We start from the raw sequence: 14,848 nt of genomic DNA, 5'->3' as shown, positions 1-14,848 counted from the left end.
GGACGATTTATTTCACGGAACAAAACAGATCATTCGACGGAACACCGCTCGTTGTTGGCACGAGACGTTATCCGTCACCTCTCCGTAGGTTTCGTCATGTTTGTACACCTTGCGACGTTCCGTCGTCGTCCGGCGACGGCGCCCGGCCCTCCGACGCCACAAGCCATGTCACCGGACGGGGGAACGGCTCCCGCGGACGGAAACGGTGCGGGCAAGTGGACCGCCGCGGGCGAGGTCGACGGCGTCCCCGTCGACTCACAGTCGGTGAGACGGGACCCGTCGTCGCTGCTCGCCGTCGAAAGCGACGCGAACGACGAGGACCTCCCGGGGCAGTCGTGGTGTCTGGAGGGTCCCGACGGTAAGGACCTGCTCGTCCACAACGCGGACCTGCTCGAAGTCCGCGAGTAGGCGGAGCGGAAGGGGACTACTCGAGTGCGGCGTCGAACGCCTGCTGGAGGTCAGCCGTCAGGTCGTCGACGTGCTCGACGCCGACGGAGACGCGAATGAGCCCGTCGGTGAGCCCGGCGGCGAGCCGCTCCTCTCGCGGAATCGCGGCGTGGGTCATCGCCGCGGGCTGCTCGATGAGGCTCTCGACGCCGCCGAGCGACTCCGCGAGCGTGAACACGTCCGTCTCCGAGACGACCGTCGACCCCTGTTCGAGCGTTCCCTCGAACTCGAACGAGAGCATCCCGCCGAAGTCGTCCATCTGCTCGGCCGCCAGCTCGTGTTGTGGGTGGCTCTCCAGTCCGGGGTAGTAGACGCGGGCCACGTCCTCGTGGTCGTGGAGCCACTCGGCGAGCGCCTGCGCGTTCTCACAGTGGCGGTCCATCCGCACGGGGAGCGTCTTGGTCCCCCGGAGCACGAGGAACGCGTCGAAGGGACCGGGCGTCGCTCCCACCGAGTTCTGGTAGAAGCCGAACTCCTCGTCGAGCTCGGCGTCGTCCGTGATCAGCGCGCCGCCGATGGTGTCGGAGTGGCCGCCGAGGTACTTCGTCAGCGACTGGGTGACCACGTCGGCGCCGAGCTCCAGCGGCCGCTGGAGGTACGGCGTGGCGAACGTGTTGTCGACCCCACACAGCACGTCGTGCTCGTGGGCGATGTCCGCGAGTGCGGCGATATCGTTGACGTTCATCAGCGGGTTGGTCGGCGTCTCCACCCACAGCAGCTCCGTGTTGTCCTGCATCGCGCCCCGCACGGCGTCGTGGTCCGTCGTGTCCACGAACGTCGTCTCCAGGTCGAACTGCTCGTACACCTGCGTGAGGATGCGGTGGGTGCCGCCGTACACGTCGTCGCCGGCGACGACGTGGTCGCCCGCTTCGAGCGTGTTGAGCACGGTGTTGATGGCGCCCATCCCCGAGGAGAAACACCGGGCGTGGCTCCCGGACTCCAGCGAGGCGAGGTTCTCCTCTAAGTCCGTCCGTGTCGGGTTGCCGGTGCGGCTGTACTCGTAGCCGGTGTGTTCGCCCGGCGCCGACTGCTTGTACGTGGAGTTGGCGTAGATGGGCGTCATCAGCGCGCCGGTCTCCGGGTCCGGCTCCTGGCCGGCGTGAATGGCGCGTGTCTCGAAGTGCAGGTCGTCGTACTCGGGATGCTCGTCGTGGTCGGCATCGTCGCTCATACTCCGACGTTGCCGGCCGGGAGTGTCACTCTTGTCCTTCGCGGCGGGGTTGCCGGGGTTTCGGACGCGGACGCCGGCGACTCCGGTCGGCGGACGATGACGCAAACGCTCCTTTGTGTCTCTGGAAAGCACTTACCCGTGGCTGGCGTAGCGTCGTCCATGGACCGACGAGCCCTCCTCTCCGCGACCGGCATGCTGGCGGCCGCCGCGCTCGCGGGCTGCGTGGACGCGCCGACCGGCGAGGAGTCGACACCCACCCAAACTGACACGCCGACCGAGACGCCGCCCGACGGTGATGGCGACGGAGACGAACCTGACGCGCTCCCGACCGGAGAGCCGAGCGCCGAGGACCCGCGACTCCGTGAACTCGTGGCTGGCAACGCCGGCTTCGCGATGGACCTCCACCACGAGTTCGTCGCGGACGACGATGCCGGCAACGTGTTCTACTCGCCGTACAGCGTCTCGATGGCGCTGGCGATGACGTACGCCGGCGCGGCAGCTGACGCCGAGCGCGCGATGCGGGAGACGCTCAGCTTCTCGCTGGCCGAGGAGACGCACCCGGCCTTTTCCGACCTCCAGGCCGAGCTCGACGAGCGTGAGACGACCGAGGACCCGATGCCGGACGACGACGAGGACGCCGAAACCGACGCCTTCCAGCTCTCCGTCGCCAACGCGCTGTGGGGCGACGAGGGGTTCCCGGTCGACGGCGACTTTCTCGAACTCGTCGACAACCACTATAGAGGCGGCTACGAGAAGGCCGACTTCGCGGGCGACCCCGAGGGCGAGCGCGAGCGGATCAACGCGTGGGTGGCCGACGCGACGGAGGACCGCATCGAGGACCTGATCCCCGAAGGCGGAATCACCTCACAGACCGTCATGGTGCTCGCGAACGCCATCTACTTCATGGCGAGCTGGGAACAGGAGTTCGACCCCGACGACACCACGGACGCGACGTTCACCGCGCTCGACGGGTCGACATCCGAGGTCCCCATGATGGAACAGAACCTCCGCACCGACTACGTCGACTTGCCACGGGCGCAGGCGATCGAGCTCCCCTACGTCGGCGGAGAGGTGTCGATGGTGCTCGTCGTGCCCGACGAGGGCGAGTTCGAGTCGGTCGAGGCCGACATCGACGGCGAAACGCTGTTCGGCATCTTCGAGGCGCTCGGCGACGCCTCCGGCGACCTCCGAATGCCCCGCTTCGAGTACGAGTTCGACGCCGAGCTCCGGGAGCCGCTGGAGGAACTCGGCATGGGAGCCGCCTTCGGTCCCGGGGCCGACTTCTCGGAGATGGTCGAGGGGTCGGGCGGCCCCGGCATCGACGAGGTGTTCCACGACGCGTTCGTCAGCGTCGACGAGGAGGGGACGGAAGCGGCGGCCGCCACGGCGGTGGTGATGCTGGAGAGCGCGCCGCCGGAGTCGTTCGACCTCACGCTCGACAGGCCGTTTCTGTTCTTCATCCGCGACCGCCCCACTGACGCCGTGCTGTTCGCCGGGCGCGTGACCGACGCCGGCGCCGCACAGGAGTAACCCGGATCGCCGTCGTCGAACCACTCCGTTCCGCCGACGACCGTTGACCGAGCTCAGTCGACGATATCCGAGCCGCCGGCCGGAATAAACTCCTGCACGAGGTCGGCGCTTGCCACCTTCCGGACGAACGACTGGTCGACAAAGCGCTCCTTGAACTCGCGATACACCATCATCGCGGCGTCGTTCTGGGCGTACATCCCCGGCTCCAGCGTCACGTGCGTCTCCGTGCGGTCGATGATCGCGGACGGCGGCCCGCCGAGCACGCGGGTGTGCGGCTCACACTGCACGCCGACGGCGACTCGGCAGGGAACGTCCTCGAAGTAGGTGCGGTCGCCGCGGATCACGAAGCTCCCCTTCTCGATGTACTCGCCGCTCTCGGGCGTCTTCGACACCTGATCCGGCTCCACCATGTAGGCGTCGCCGGCGCCACGACCGTCCTTCCAGTCCGAGGAGTACGACACCGCGAACTGCGCGGCCTCCCGCAGCGTCTCCTCGTCCCAGTCGACGGGGTCGGCGGACTCCGACGGGCCGGCCGCCTTCAGCAGGGTGACGGGGCCGCCGTGCGCCTGCGTGTGGAAGAAGCGGTCGTGGTTGCCCATGTACTTCTTCACCAGCTCCTCGTTCTGGTCGGCGTTCCGCCCGCCGATGACGAGGTAGCCGTCCGAGGTGTGGAACCAGCGGAACCGCTCGTACCACTGCTCGGCCTTCCGGATCGGGATCGACGACCGCGAGAGCCAGTCGACGTCGGGATGGTCCTCCTCGTCGTCGCCGTCGTCCTCCTCCGGCTCCTCGTCGCGTTGCTCCCACTCCTCCTTCCGTCGTTTGGCCTCCTCCAGGTCCTTCCGCGTGGACTCGATCGCCTGCTTTGCACCCTCCTTTTTCCCCTCGATCCGCTTCGCCTCCTGGTAGAGCCGGTCGGCGTTCACCTCGACGCCCGCGCTCGCGTCGAGCTCGATGTCGGTGCCGTCAAGCTCCACGGTGACGGTCCCGTTCTCGCCGTCCACGTCGACGACGGCCTCCGCGGCGGGAATGCCGCGCTCGGCGCCCGCCTCGAGCGTCTCGGCTATCTCGTCGAACGGCACGTCGTTCTCGCGGGCCTCCTGAACCGTCGAGAGCACCTCGTCGACGAGGTCGTAGTGGGCGTACAGCAGTTCGGCGCGCTCCCGCTCCTTTTCCGCCTGCTCTTCGAACCCCTCGATTGCCCCTTTCTGCTGTTCGATGATCCGCTCCTGTTTGGCGATCTCCTCCTCGAAATCGGGGCGGGAGGATTCCGCGCCGGTGGCCTCCGCCGTCTCCTCGCCGCGCTCCAGCCGGTAGAAGTACTCGTCGACGGCCGCGTTGAACGAGTCGAACCCCGTGCTCGGAAGCTCCTCCCGTTCGGAGAGCGGGAACGGCGTCACGTCCACCACCCGGCCGCTTCCGGGGTCCTCGTCCCCGTCCTCGTCGTTTCCGTCGTCCTCCGCGAGCTCCTCGTACACGCGGGGGTCGACCTCGCCCGAGCGAAGTCGTTCGTCGATCCGGGCGATCGCGTCGTACAGTGCGCGGTACTCCGTTTCGCCGGCCTCCTCGATCGGCATTTCCTTTTCGATGCCGGCGCGGGAACACACCTCCTCGGCGTACAGCCCGCCGAGGTTGATCTGCGTCGCCAGCGTCCGCACCACGTCGCTGTCCGACTCGTTCATGTGCCGGGTGAACGCGTCGAAGCTCACCGTCAGCGGGTTGAGCCGCGAGGCGGGGTACTCGTACTGGGCGCCGGGCGCCACCGTCCGCGACTTGAGCCGTACCGTCGACAGCGACCCGACGACCTCGCCCGTCTCGTCGAGCGCGGCGATGTTCCCCTTGCCGAACAGCTCGGCAACGAGCGTCGTGTTCTCGTCGTCGCGCTCGAACTCGAAGGTGAGGATACGGTCGAACTCGTACTGTTCGACACCGGCGAAATCCGCGCCCGACAGCCGGTTTCGCAGCATCTTCGCGAAGTTCGGCGGGCGCCCCGGCGCGTCCGCGACGTGTGACGGGTCCGCGGTGTGCGCGCGTTTTACGTCACCAACCTCGATCAGCAGCTCGACCCGCCCGCGGTCGAAGTCCCGGAGCTTCAGCCGGAGCAGGTCGTCGTCGTAGAGGTACGCCTTGTCGACCTTCGCACCCGTGTACCGCCCGAGCTCGGTGACGAGCGCACGGAGGTCGATACTCGACAGCTCCTGCTTCGGTTCCATACGCGTCCCACAAGCGGACGGGAAAAAGGCGTGTCGTTGTGGTGGCGGTCGTGGTCCGGCGACACGGCAGCGCTGACCCCCCTCGGCATTAGCCGTCGCCCGCGTCCGACCGCCCGTCGAGATCGACATCGAAGCCGCCGTCGCGGTGGTCGAGCGTCCGGTGTGGGTACGGGATCGCGATCCCCTCCGCCTCGAAGCCCGCCTTGATCGTCGAGACGACCTGCGAGATGACGCGCCGGCGCTTGCGGGCGCTCGGGTTCTCGATCCAGAAGCGGAGCTCGATGGTGATCCCGCTGTCGCCGAAGTCGGTCGAGGCGACCTCCGGGCTCGGCACCTCAAGCACGTCCTCGACCGCCTCGATCCGGTCGACGGCGACCGACTCGGCGTGTGCGAGATCCGCGTCGTAGTCGATGCTAACGGCCACCGTGAGCCGGAGCCGACTCCGGTCGGAGTAGTTCTTCACCCGCTGTTTGTTGACGAGCTGGTTGGGGAAGACGACCGTCTCGCCGTCGAACGTCCGGATGCGCGTGTGCATGATGGTGATGTCCGTCACCGTTCCCTCCATGCCGTCGACGAGCACCCAGTCGCCGATCTCGAACGGCCGGGCGAACATCAGCACGAAGCCGGCGATCATGTTCCCCAGCGTGTGCTGGGCCGCCATCCCCAGCACGATGCCGGCGAACCCGCCGGCGACGAGCAGCCCCTGAAAGTCGAAGTTCCACAGCGTGAGCACGACGACGCCCCCAAAGAGGATCAGCCCGGCCTGTAGCGTCCGGAGGACGACGCCCTCCTCGTGTTCGTCGATCCGCTCGGACTCCTCGGCGTAGTCGTGGATCCTGTGTTCGATGACGTCGCTCGCCACCATCACCACCGCGACGAGCAGCACCGTCACGACGACCTGCATGAACGTCGGCAGGAGCTCGACGAGCCAGTCGAAGAGGAACTGGGCGGTGGCGACGAAGCCCCAGATGGTGAGCAGTGCCAGCGCGAAGTGGATGACGACGACTCCCTGTAACACCCGGATGGCGAGCGTCCGCGGCACGAACCAGCTCACGCGCTTCGGGTCGTAGGGAACCTTCTCGCTGCCGAGCAGCTCGGTTTTGATCACCCGGCCGAGGGTGTTCATCCCCTTCGGGATCAGATACGCACCCAGCAGGATCGCTGCCAGCGTCAACGCCAGCGTGATCGCGACCCGTGCCTCCGTCGTCAGGAGGTCGATCGGCGACAACGAGGGGCCATTCTGGATTGGAACCACGGTTCGGCGTGGTTACTCGGGCGTCGGTGTTAAAAGTGACAGCCCGGGACGACGTGGAGGAGGAATCCGGACAAGTCCCGGGTCAGAGTCGCTTCGAGACGTACGGCCCGTCCTGCGTGTAGCCGAGCTTGTTCCGGTAGTACTCGCGGGCGCCGATGCCGGAGATCACCGCGACCTTGCGATAGCCGGCGTCGCGCGCCAGCTCCTCGGCCGTCTCGATCAGCCGGCGGCCGTACCCCTTGTGCTGCCAGTCGCCGTCGCCGCCGAGCGCGACCTCGCTGCCGTACACGTGGAGCTCGCGGACGAGCGCGGCGTCCTCCAGCTCCCGGCGGACCGCATCCGACTCCGTGCCCGTGGCGCCGGGCTGGTCGGGAGCGAACGACGGGAACCGGAGCCGACAGAAGCCGATGAGCAGGTCCCGGACGGGGTCCTCGAAGGCGATGAAGTGTTCCGTCCCGCCGCCGGCCTCGTAGGTGGTCACGTCGAGCTCGACGGCGTCCGGGTCGGGGTCCGCCTCGTTCATGCCGACCTCGCGCGCCCGGATGTCGTTGATCTCGATGCCGCGCTCCTCGGCGCGCTGGGCCGCGAGCTGGCGGAGGTTCGACTTCCAGACGCCGCCGTCGATGAAGTCCGCGGGGATGTCGCGCTGGACCCGCTGGAGCCGGGTGTACTTCGGGATCTCGCCCATCACCTCGGCGATCAGGTCGGCGGCCTCCTCGTTGGTGAGCGGGTCGAACTCGTCGTTGTGCCAGCGGTCGTACACGCGCGTGCCACGCACGACGAGCGTCGGGTAGATCTTCAGGTAGTCGGGTCGCCAGTCGGAGTTGCCGAAGATCTGCCGGAAGTCCTCCAGGCACATCTCCTCGGTCATCCCCGGCTGGCCCGGCATCATGTGGAAACCCACCTTGAACGCGGCGTCGCGGAGGCGGCGGTTGGCGTTGCGGGACGCCTCGTTGCCGTGGCCGCGGTGCATCTCGCGGTTGATCCGCTCGTAGGTGGTCTGGACGCCGACCTCCACCTTGGTCCCGCCCAGATCGAGCATCCGGTCGATCTGCTCTGGGTCACACCAGTCCGGCTTGGTCTCGAACGTCGTCCCGATGTTGCGGATCGCGTTCGTCTCGTTTTCGGCGATCACGTCCTCCAGATACTCGAACTCGACCTCCTCGGGGTCGGGCGCGAACGACTCCTCCTCGGCGGGCTCGGGGTGCGAGTCGAGGTCGTAGTCGTTCATCGCCTGCAGCGCGCGCTTCACGAACCACTCCTGATAGTCGTGTGAGCGCGCGGTCATCGTTCCGCCCATCAGGATCAGCTCCACCTTGTCGACCGGGTGGCCGATCTTCCGGAGTTGTTCGAGCCGAAGCGTCACCTGTCCGTAGGGGTCGTAGTCGTTCTGCTCGCCGCGCGCGGCGGCGGGCTCGTGGCCCGTGTACGACTGTGCGGAGGAGAACTCGGAGGCGGGACCGCCGGGACAGTAGAGACACTTCCCGTGGGGGCACATCTTCGGCGACGTCATGATCGCCACCGGCGAGACGCCGGAGGCGGTCCGCACGGGCTTCCGGCGGACGACCTCCTTCACGTCCTCGCGGCCGTCGGCGGGCGCGTGATCGAGAATGTCCGTGTTCTTCGGCACCTTGGGGGAGGAAAACTCCGAGCAGGCGTCGAGTTTTGCGGATTCCAGATTGTCACTGTCCACCTCGCCATCGAGGATACGCGCGGCTAGCTCCTCACAGGTGGCGACGAACGCGGCTGACTCGTCGTCGCCGGCGGACTCCGCGTCGCTCGGCGCGTCGGCACTCATTACCCCACGTTCGACGGGTTTCGGAGTTAAGGGTGTCGCCCCGGGCCGTGCAGACGAGTGAGTTCTCGTTTTCCGGCTCAGTACAGCAGCTCGTCGTTGTTCTCGATCATGTACAGCGAGCGCGCGGCGATGTTCACCGCGTGGTCGCCGACGCGCTCCAGGTCGCGGATCGTGAGCAGCAGCCGGGACACGTCCCGCATCGTCTCCTCGACGTCGTCGTCCTCCTCGTCTAGCTGCTCGCGTTTGATCAGGTCGCGCACGACCAGCTCGCTCGCCGCCTCACACAGCGCATCGAGCTCGTCGTCCATCGCCGCCACCTCGTAGCAGGTGTCGGGGTCCGACTCTGCGTAGGCGTCCATCGCCGTGTCCAGCATCTCCAGCGTCTCGTCGCCGATCCGCTGGACGTCAACGTCCGGGAACACCTCCTTTTCGGCGTCGCCGGCGTACCGCCCGAGGTTGGTCGCGAGGTCCGCAATCCGCTCCAAGTCCGTGATGATCTTGAACGACGCCGCAATGAAGCGGAGGTCGCCGGCGACCGGCTGCTGTAAGGCGATCAGGTCGGTACACTCCTGTTCGAGTTCGAGATACATCTCGTTGATCTCCGCGTCACCCGTGATGACCTCCTCGCCGAGTTCGGCGTCCTGCTGTTCGAGCGCGTCGAGCGCCAGCCGGAGGCGCTCGGCGACGACCTCGCTCATGTAGAGCACGTCGTCGCGCAGCGACTCCAGTTTCTCCTGATACTGTTCGCGTGGCATGGATGATACGCATACGGCTCGCCGGACGCACTAAAACACGTCGCCCGCGACAGACGGCAGGTGATTGAGGGATGACAAACGTGGGAACGGAACAGATGGCAATTTCCATAATTTTGTCCCTGTTGAAGTCCTCAAAAGTGGCAAGCTCCGATCCGGATTCGGTCTATACAGGCGAAGGATGCAACGCTGGGAGTCACGATCTATCTGACTCTGGGCAGAACGGTGTGTAAGATACAGAGGATATAGTCCACATTCACAACTGGTCATTAGCCAGTAGTCGATACTGAATATTCAAAAAGCTGTTAAGTATGCATGGTATACTATAGCATATGGCTTACTGCGATAACTGTGAAAAAGAGGTCGAGCCGGAGGGGAGAATCAACTGGCTGATTGCCATTCTGTTATTAATCTTCGGTGTTGTTCCTGGATTAATCTACATCATGTACTGTGTCGTCGCCAAGAGTAAGACATGTCCGTCCTGTGGGAGTAGTAACTATCTGTAACGTGGAACAGTAGCGACAGGATGGGACGGGGGTGCAAAGAGTCGAACTCGGGGCCACTCCACCCAAGGCAGCGGGATACCACTACCCCACGTCCCGGTTGCTACACCACAAAACTGGGGCAGAGGTTCGTACATAAAATTGAGCTACGCGCTTGTGTAGACATTGTTGATGGAGAGCCCTCTGGCGATTCTGCTGTGAGCGAGACGGGTCAAGAACGTGCGCCACAGCGGTTCTGACGGCCAACTACTGAGTGGTGTCTGGAACGGGCGGTTGCATCAACAATCTCCTGCGGAAGCGCGCTTTGGGAATTCAGTGTCTGAGGAACCCTGAGCAGGTGCCAAATCCGGATCCGGCAGCGAGCTACACAGAGTGTGCAGAGGGCAGCCGCTCGAACGGATTATCGTCTGAAAAATCGGGATCGGTGTCTGTCGCTGTGAGCGACAGGTGTGTCGCAGTATTACTGTCGAACGACGTTCGTTGCGCGGGGGCCCTTGGGCGAGGACTCGATGTCGAACTCGAGCTCCGTACCCTCCGTGAGATCCTCGCCACCGACATCCTCCATGTGGAAGAACACGTCCTCGTCGTCGTCGAGGTCGCCGTCGTCAGTCGAAATGAAACCGTAGCCGCCCGTATCGTTGAAGAAGTCAACCTTACCGTTTGCCATTACAACCAAACAGAGGGCCGAGTGAGGGATAACCCTTCCGCGAGTCAAGGTACCACGACCCTTCACACTCCATTCGCAATCATCGACCGGCTGTTGCTGCCACCCGTATCCGAAGAACAGGCCCTCAACGGAGCCGCAAATCCGGAATTACCTGATCTCCCGATTACCCGAGGCGCTCGTCGAGGATCAGCCGCGTCTTCGTCGATTTGACCTCGTCCATCTCGCGGGCCTGCGAGATGAGCTCGTTGACCGCGCGCGTGTCGACGGCGTCGACGACGAGCACCACGTCCTCCTCGCCGGACACCTGCCAGACGAAGTCGACCTCCTCCCACTCGACCATGCGCTCGCCGACCGCGGCGGTGTCGACGTTCATCTCCACGGAGATCTCGATCATCGCCTTCACGTTGCCCGTCCGGGTGGTGACGGTGAATCGTTCGATGGTCCCCTCCTCCGTCATGCGGTCGACGCGGTTCCGCACCGTTCCCTCGGAGGTGCCGACGCGCTCGGCGATCTCCGTGTAGGGCGTCCGGGCGTCCCGTCGAAGGATCGAAAGAATGCGCCGGTCGAGGTCGTCCATACACGGCGTTGCACTCCCGGCACCTTACCCGTTACGAATATCGTAGAAACACTACGAACGACGCACTTATTACGCTCGGTCCGTACGTTTCTCGTAATGTCGGACGCCTACATCGCGCTCGCCGACGGTCGCGTGCTGGAAGCACGCGGCCGCGCACCGGGCCGCGCTCGTGGTGAACTCGTGTTCACGACCGCGTACACGGGGTACGAGGAGTCGCTCACCGACCCCTCCTACGCCGAGCAAGTGCTCACCTTCTCGTACCCGCTCATCGGGAACTACGGCGTCCGACCCGAGCGATTCGAGTCGGCCTCCGTCCAGCCGCGCGCAGCCGTCGCCCGCGAGCTGACGGAGGACGTCGCCGAGTGGCTGGCCGCCGAGGGCGTCCCCGCCATCGACCACCTCGACACCCGCGAGCTCGTCACCACCGTCCGCGAGGAGGGGGCGATGGCCTGCGGCATCGTCGCCGGCGAAGACGTGACGCCGGAGGACGCGATCGAGGAGATGGAGGCGTGCAAGCCGATGAGCGACCACATCGACATCGGCGCGGGCGTCACCGTCCCCGAGACGACCGTCCACGAGGGCGGCGGCGCCGCCGACGTGGCGCTCGTCGACTGTGGCGCCAAGAAGTCGATCATCGAGGCGCTCACCGCCCGCGGCGCGGACGTGCACGTCCTGCGCTACGACACGACCCCCGAGCAGGTGGCCGACATCGACCCCGACGTGCTGTTCGTCTCGAACGGCCCCGGCGACCCCGAAAACTTCGAGGCCGCACAGACGGTCGTCGACGAGTTCGCCGGGGAAGTCCCCCTCGCGGGGATCTGTCTCGGCCAGCAGATCATCGCCAGCGCGCTCGGCGGTTCGACGAAGAAGATGGCGTTCGGCCACCGCGGCGTCAACCAGCCGGTGCGTGACCTCCGGACGGACAAGGTCGTGATGACCACCCAGAACCACGGCTACACGGTCGACGACACCGGTCCGCTGGAGGTCACCCAGATCAACGTCAACGACGACACCGTCGAGGGGCTCGACAGCGAGGAGCTCGACGTGATCACCCGCCAGTACCACCCCGAGGCGAACCCCGGTCCGCACGACTCGCTGAGCTTCTTCGACGACGTGCTCGACCTCGCACACGACCGGACGCCGGTCACTGCCGACTGACCACGGCGACGACCGGACCTTCGAAGCAGACCCTATCCCGTCCCCGTCCCCGTTCTCGGCGTCCCCCACACCGCCACGGAGTACCACCCGACCGACGCCGTTCGCCTCGATTCGCGGCGCGTCATCGCCCGCGCCGACTCGCAGCGCGACAGTTCCTCTTTCCCGCTCGCGCCGTTCCGGCGACGTTTTGGCCCCCGACCGAGTAGCACCGTCGTGACCTGCGACATCCTCCTCACGAACGACGACGGCATCGATGCGGTCGGGCTGCGGGCGCTGTATGGCGCGCTCGCCGACGACCACGACGTGACCGTCGTCGCGCCGGCGACCAACCAGTCGGGCGTGGGCGGCGCGCGCTCGTGGTGGGACACCACCGTCGACTACCGGGAGACCGACTTCGGCTACGCAGTCGAGGGGACGCCCGCGGACTGCGTCGCCGTCGCCGAGGTTGCGCTGGAGCTCGACCCCGATCTCGTGGTCTCCGGCTGCAATCACGGACCGAACATCGGCGCCCACATTCTCGGCCAGTCCGGGACCGTCGGCGCCGCGATGGAGGCCTCCTTCCTTGGAACGCCGGGAATCGCGCTTTCGCTGTACGACCGCGGGAACCTCCCGATCTCGCCCACTCCCACCCGCGCGGACTTCGGGCTCGCGGAGCGCGTAGCAGCGGACCTGGTCGACGCGTTCGAGCGCGACGGCGAGATGCCGGTCGGCGGCGACGTGCTCAACGTCAACGTCCCTACAGCTAGCGACGAGTCGGCGGCCGATCCGACGTTCCGGATCACGGAGCCCGCTCGCGGGTTCGACGTGATGGAGTTCCGCCCCGGCACCGACCAGCCGGCTGAAGGCGGCTTCTCGGAGACGCGTGGCGAGATGGGGATGGAGCTTCGCGACCGGTTCTGGCAGGAGTTCCTCCGTGGCGACGTGCCGGACGACCCGGGGTCGGACCGCCGCGCGACCGTCGAAGGAGAGGTGAGTCTCTCACCGCTGTCAGCCTCGCGCGCGGTCGCCGGCGACCGCGTTGGGCAGGAGGTGTCCATCGGCGGGACGTTCGACGACGTGGTCGCCGAGTAGTTCGGCACCTTATCGCTCCTCTTCCGCCCCCGCTCGTCCCCTCACTCGCAGAAACAGGTGACCACGGGCCGCCCCGCCTCGAAGAGGACGGTCTGTGTGACGCTGCCGAAGACGGCCTTGCCGACCGGCGAGCGTTCGCGTCCGCCCACCGCGAGAAGGCTCGCGTCCACGTGGTTGGCGTACTCGATCAGCTCGTCGGCCGGCTCACCGACGAGTCCGACGGCCTCGAACGACTCGCCGTCGGGGGAGATGGCGGCGTCGTCGCCGAGCGCCTCCGTGGCCGCCTCGACGGCGACCTGCCGGGCCTCCTCGCGGACCGCACCGAAGGTCGGTGTGCCGTCGGCGTCCGCCGTCGGCTCCTCGAAGGCCGATTCGCTGACGACGTGGGTGACGTGGAGTGCCTCGTCCACGCCGTCGGCCAGTCGTGCGGCTTCCCGCAGCAGTTTCTCCTCGTCCCGTCCCGGCGAGACGCCAGCTACGACAGTCATGTCGCGTCGTAGCGCGGGCACGGACAAATAGGGGTCGCTCCCGGCAGTCGGGCGGCAGCGACGAAGCGCCTCAACAGGTCGGGCCTCTCCGCTACCGCGCCAACGGCATGTTGTAGCTGGTCTCCTCGTCCATCACGACGTCCCAGGTCGCCTCGCACTCGCAGGACACCTGCTCGAAGACGGACGGGTCCTGTCGGAGGTCGAAGTCCTTGATGGCGGTCTGGACCCTGTCGTCACACTCGCCGCAGTTGTGGGCGCCGCGGTCGGAGCCGTGGCCGACGGGGTCCGAGACGACGATGGCGTCCACGTCGGCGGTCTCCGCGAGCACGTGCGCGACCGACCAGAGCCACGGCGGCCGGTAGCCGCCCTCGAAGAACAGCTCGTCGACCATGGTGTAGCGCTGGACGTTGGTCGGGTTCATCGAGACGGTGTGACAGCCATCCACGTCGGCACAGCGCCGGATGGAGTCGACCATGTCGGCGGCGGCCTCCGGCTCCGAGAGGAACGGCGGCTTCATCAGGAGGTACGCCTTCACGCCCACGTCGGCGTCGAACGTGGCGTCCGCGGCGGCGGCCTCATCGCAGGCGGCCTCGAAGTCGGCGAAGTCGAAGTACTTGTTCACGCAGTCGTGTCGCACGCGGTCGGTAGCCGTCTCCAGTCCGACGGCCACGTCGGTCGCGATGCCGTGCTCGGCGAAGTCGCCGACCTTCTCGCGGTCGACGAAGTCCGGGAGCGACTCGACGACGATCCGGTCGCGGTCCGCGAACGTCTCCGCGATCGCCTGCCGGGTCTCTTCGGGGACCTCGCGCTCGTCGAGGAACGAGCCGGAGGTGTAGATCTTGATCAGCTCGGCGGGCTCGTCGGCGTTCTCGCGTTCGTGTGCGAGACACACCTCGATCTGGTTCATCAGCGCCTCGTGGGCGACGCTACCACCCTCGACGGACTCCGCGACGTAGCCGCACATCGTGCAGCCGCCGGCGCGGGCCCACCGGCAGCCGCCGGTGTTGAGGATGATAGTGAGGGAGTTCACCACGCCGTCGGGTGTGTTGTCCTCGTCGATCCAGACGCGGGTGGGCTCCGTCGGGTCGTACGTCTCCGTTCGCTCCGCGCGGATGTCGCGCATCACCTCGTTGTGCGCGTCCATGCCGCGCCCCTGCTCGTAGGCGTCGGGGCTCGGTTCGCTCATTGACGGGAAAAGCGGTCGCGCGCGTAAAGCCG

13 protein-coding genes are annotated in these 14,848 nt (G+C 66.6%); 4 read left to right on the top strand and 9 right to left on the bottom strand.

Going from position 1 to position 14,848, the window contains the following annotated elements; genetic code table 11:
• Positions 1-165 precede the first annotated feature (165 nt).
• Positions 166-408: a hypothetical protein gene (locus ACYQ07_RS14485; RefSeq protein ID WP_459882810.1), complete on the top strand. Its 243-nt coding sequence runs from the start codon at positions 166-168 to the stop codon at positions 406-408.
• A 16-nt stretch (positions 409-424) separates the two neighbouring features.
• On the opposite strand, the gene ACYQ07_RS14480 is transcribed toward ACYQ07_RS14485, so the two are convergent.
• Positions 425-1,618: a cystathionine gamma-synthase gene (locus ACYQ07_RS14480; protein ID WP_459882808.1), complete on the bottom strand. Its 1,194-nt coding sequence runs from the start codon at positions 1,616-1,618 to the stop codon at positions 425-427.
• A gap of 159 nt (positions 1,619-1,777) precedes the next feature.
• Between ACYQ07_RS14480 and ACYQ07_RS14475 the strand changes: the two genes are divergently transcribed.
• Positions 1,778-3,148, top strand: a complete 1,371-nt coding sequence (locus tag ACYQ07_RS14475) for a serpin family protein (RefSeq protein ID WP_459882807.1) — start codon at positions 1,778-1,780, stop codon at positions 3,146-3,148.
• A gap of 53 nt (positions 3,149-3,201) precedes the next feature.
• On the opposite strand, the gene rqcH is transcribed toward ACYQ07_RS14475, so the two are convergent.
• The 6 genes from rqcH to ACYQ07_RS14445 form a co-directional block, all read right to left on the bottom strand.
• On the bottom strand, positions 3,202-5,361 hold the full coding sequence (rqcH, locus tag ACYQ07_RS14470) for a ribosome rescue protein RqcH (protein WP_459882805.1): 2,160 nt from the start codon (positions 5,359-5,361) through the stop codon (positions 3,202-3,204).
• Between the two features lie 88 nt (positions 5,362-5,449).
• Positions 5,450-6,616, bottom strand: a complete 1,167-nt coding sequence (locus ACYQ07_RS14465; RefSeq protein ID WP_459882803.1) for a mechanosensitive ion channel family protein — start codon at positions 6,614-6,616, stop codon at positions 5,450-5,452.
• Between the two features lie 82 nt (positions 6,617-6,698).
• Positions 6,699-8,414 (bottom strand): tRNA uridine(34) 5-carboxymethylaminomethyl modification radical SAM/GNAT enzyme Elp3, encoded by a 1,716-nt coding sequence (locus ACYQ07_RS14460; RefSeq protein ID WP_459882802.1) that lies wholly within the window; start codon positions 8,412-8,414, stop codon positions 6,699-6,701.
• Between the two features lie 77 nt (positions 8,415-8,491).
• On the bottom strand, positions 8,492-9,169 hold the full coding sequence (gene phoU / locus ACYQ07_RS14455; RefSeq protein ID WP_459882801.1) for a phosphate signaling complex protein PhoU: 678 nt from the start codon (positions 9,167-9,169) through the stop codon (positions 8,492-8,494).
• A 960-nt stretch (positions 9,170-10,129) separates the two neighbouring features.
• Positions 10,130-10,336 carry a cold-shock protein gene (locus ACYQ07_RS14450; RefSeq protein WP_459882799.1) on the bottom strand — a complete coding sequence of 69 codons (207 nt, stop codon included), beginning with the start codon at positions 10,334-10,336 and terminating at the stop codon, positions 10,130-10,132.
• 163 nt (positions 10,337-10,499) lie between these two features.
• On the bottom strand, positions 10,500-10,913 hold the full coding sequence (locus tag ACYQ07_RS14445) for an Lrp/AsnC family transcriptional regulator (RefSeq protein WP_459882797.1): 414 nt from the start codon (positions 10,911-10,913) through the stop codon (positions 10,500-10,502).
• Positions 10,914-11,009: 96 nt separating this feature from the next.
• Between ACYQ07_RS14445 and carA the strand changes: the two genes are divergently transcribed.
• Complete coding sequence (carA, locus tag ACYQ07_RS14440; protein WP_459882796.1) at positions 11,010-12,071, top strand: glutamine-hydrolyzing carbamoyl-phosphate synthase small subunit; 1,062 nt, start codon at positions 11,010-11,012, stop codon at positions 12,069-12,071.
• Positions 12,072-12,284: 213 nt separating this feature from the next.
• A complete protein-coding gene (surE, locus tag ACYQ07_RS14435; protein ID WP_459882795.1) occupies positions 12,285-13,142 on the top strand; it encodes a 5'/3'-nucleotidase SurE in 858 nt (285 codons plus the stop codon).
• A gap of 41 nt (positions 13,143-13,183) precedes the next feature.
• Here surE and ACYQ07_RS14430 read toward each other — a convergent pair whose 3' ends face one another.
• Both ACYQ07_RS14430 and ACYQ07_RS14425 read right to left on the bottom strand, forming a co-directional pair.
• The gene (locus tag ACYQ07_RS14430) at positions 13,184-13,630 is read right to left on the bottom strand and encodes a universal stress protein (protein WP_459882794.1); all 447 of its coding nucleotides are present in this window, start codon (positions 13,628-13,630) and stop codon (positions 13,184-13,186) included.
• Positions 13,631-13,721: 91 nt separating this feature from the next.
• A complete protein-coding gene (locus tag ACYQ07_RS14425) occupies positions 13,722-14,816 on the bottom strand; it encodes an archaeosine biosynthesis radical SAM protein RaSEA (protein WP_459882793.1) in 1,095 nt (364 codons plus the stop codon).
• Positions 14,817-14,848 lie beyond the last annotated feature (32 nt).

Source organism: Halorubrum gandharaense (assembly GCF_054654575.1).
The sequence above is the reverse complement of the archived record's forward strand: the minus strand, read 5'-3'. Positions and strand labels throughout refer to the sequence as shown.

Bases quoted from the DNA above. Each gene is read 5' to 3' on its own strand.
- ACYQ07_RS14485 (WP_459882810.1), top strand. From the start codon at position 166: ATGTCACCGGACGGGGGAACGGCTCCCGCGGACGGAAACGGTGCGGGC.
- ACYQ07_RS14430 (WP_459882794.1), bottom strand. From the start codon at position 13,630: ATGACTGTCGTAGCTGGCGTCTCGCCGGGACGGGACGAGGAGAAACTG.
- phoU (WP_459882801.1), bottom strand. From the start codon at position 9,169: ATGCCACGCGAACAGTATCAGGAGAAACTGGAGTCGCTGCGCGACGAC.
- ACYQ07_RS14475 (WP_459882807.1), top strand. From the start codon at position 1,778: ATGGACCGACGAGCCCTCCTCTCCGCGACCGGCATGCTGGCGGCCGCC.
- carA (WP_459882796.1), top strand. From the start codon at position 11,010: ATGTCGGACGCCTACATCGCGCTCGCCGACGGTCGCGTGCTGGAAGCA.
- rqcH (WP_459882805.1), bottom strand. From the start codon at position 5,361: ATGGAACCGAAGCAGGAGCTGTCGAGTATCGACCTCCGTGCGCTCGTC.
- ACYQ07_RS14480 (WP_459882808.1), bottom strand. From the start codon at position 1,618: ATGAGCGACGATGCCGACCACGACGAGCATCCCGAGTACGACGACCTG.
- ACYQ07_RS14450 (WP_459882799.1), bottom strand. From the start codon at position 10,336: ATGGCAAACGGTAAGGTTGACTTCTTCAACGATACGGGCGGCTACGGT.
- ACYQ07_RS14445 (WP_459882797.1), bottom strand. From the start codon at position 10,913: ATGGACGACCTCGACCGGCGCATTCTTTCGATCCTTCGACGGGACGCC.
- ACYQ07_RS14425 (WP_459882793.1), bottom strand. From the start codon at position 14,816: ATGAGCGAACCGAGCCCCGACGCCTACGAGCAGGGGCGCGGCATGGAC.
- ACYQ07_RS14460 (WP_459882802.1), bottom strand. From the start codon at position 8,414: ATGAGTGCCGACGCGCCGAGCGACGCGGAGTCCGCCGGCGACGACGAG.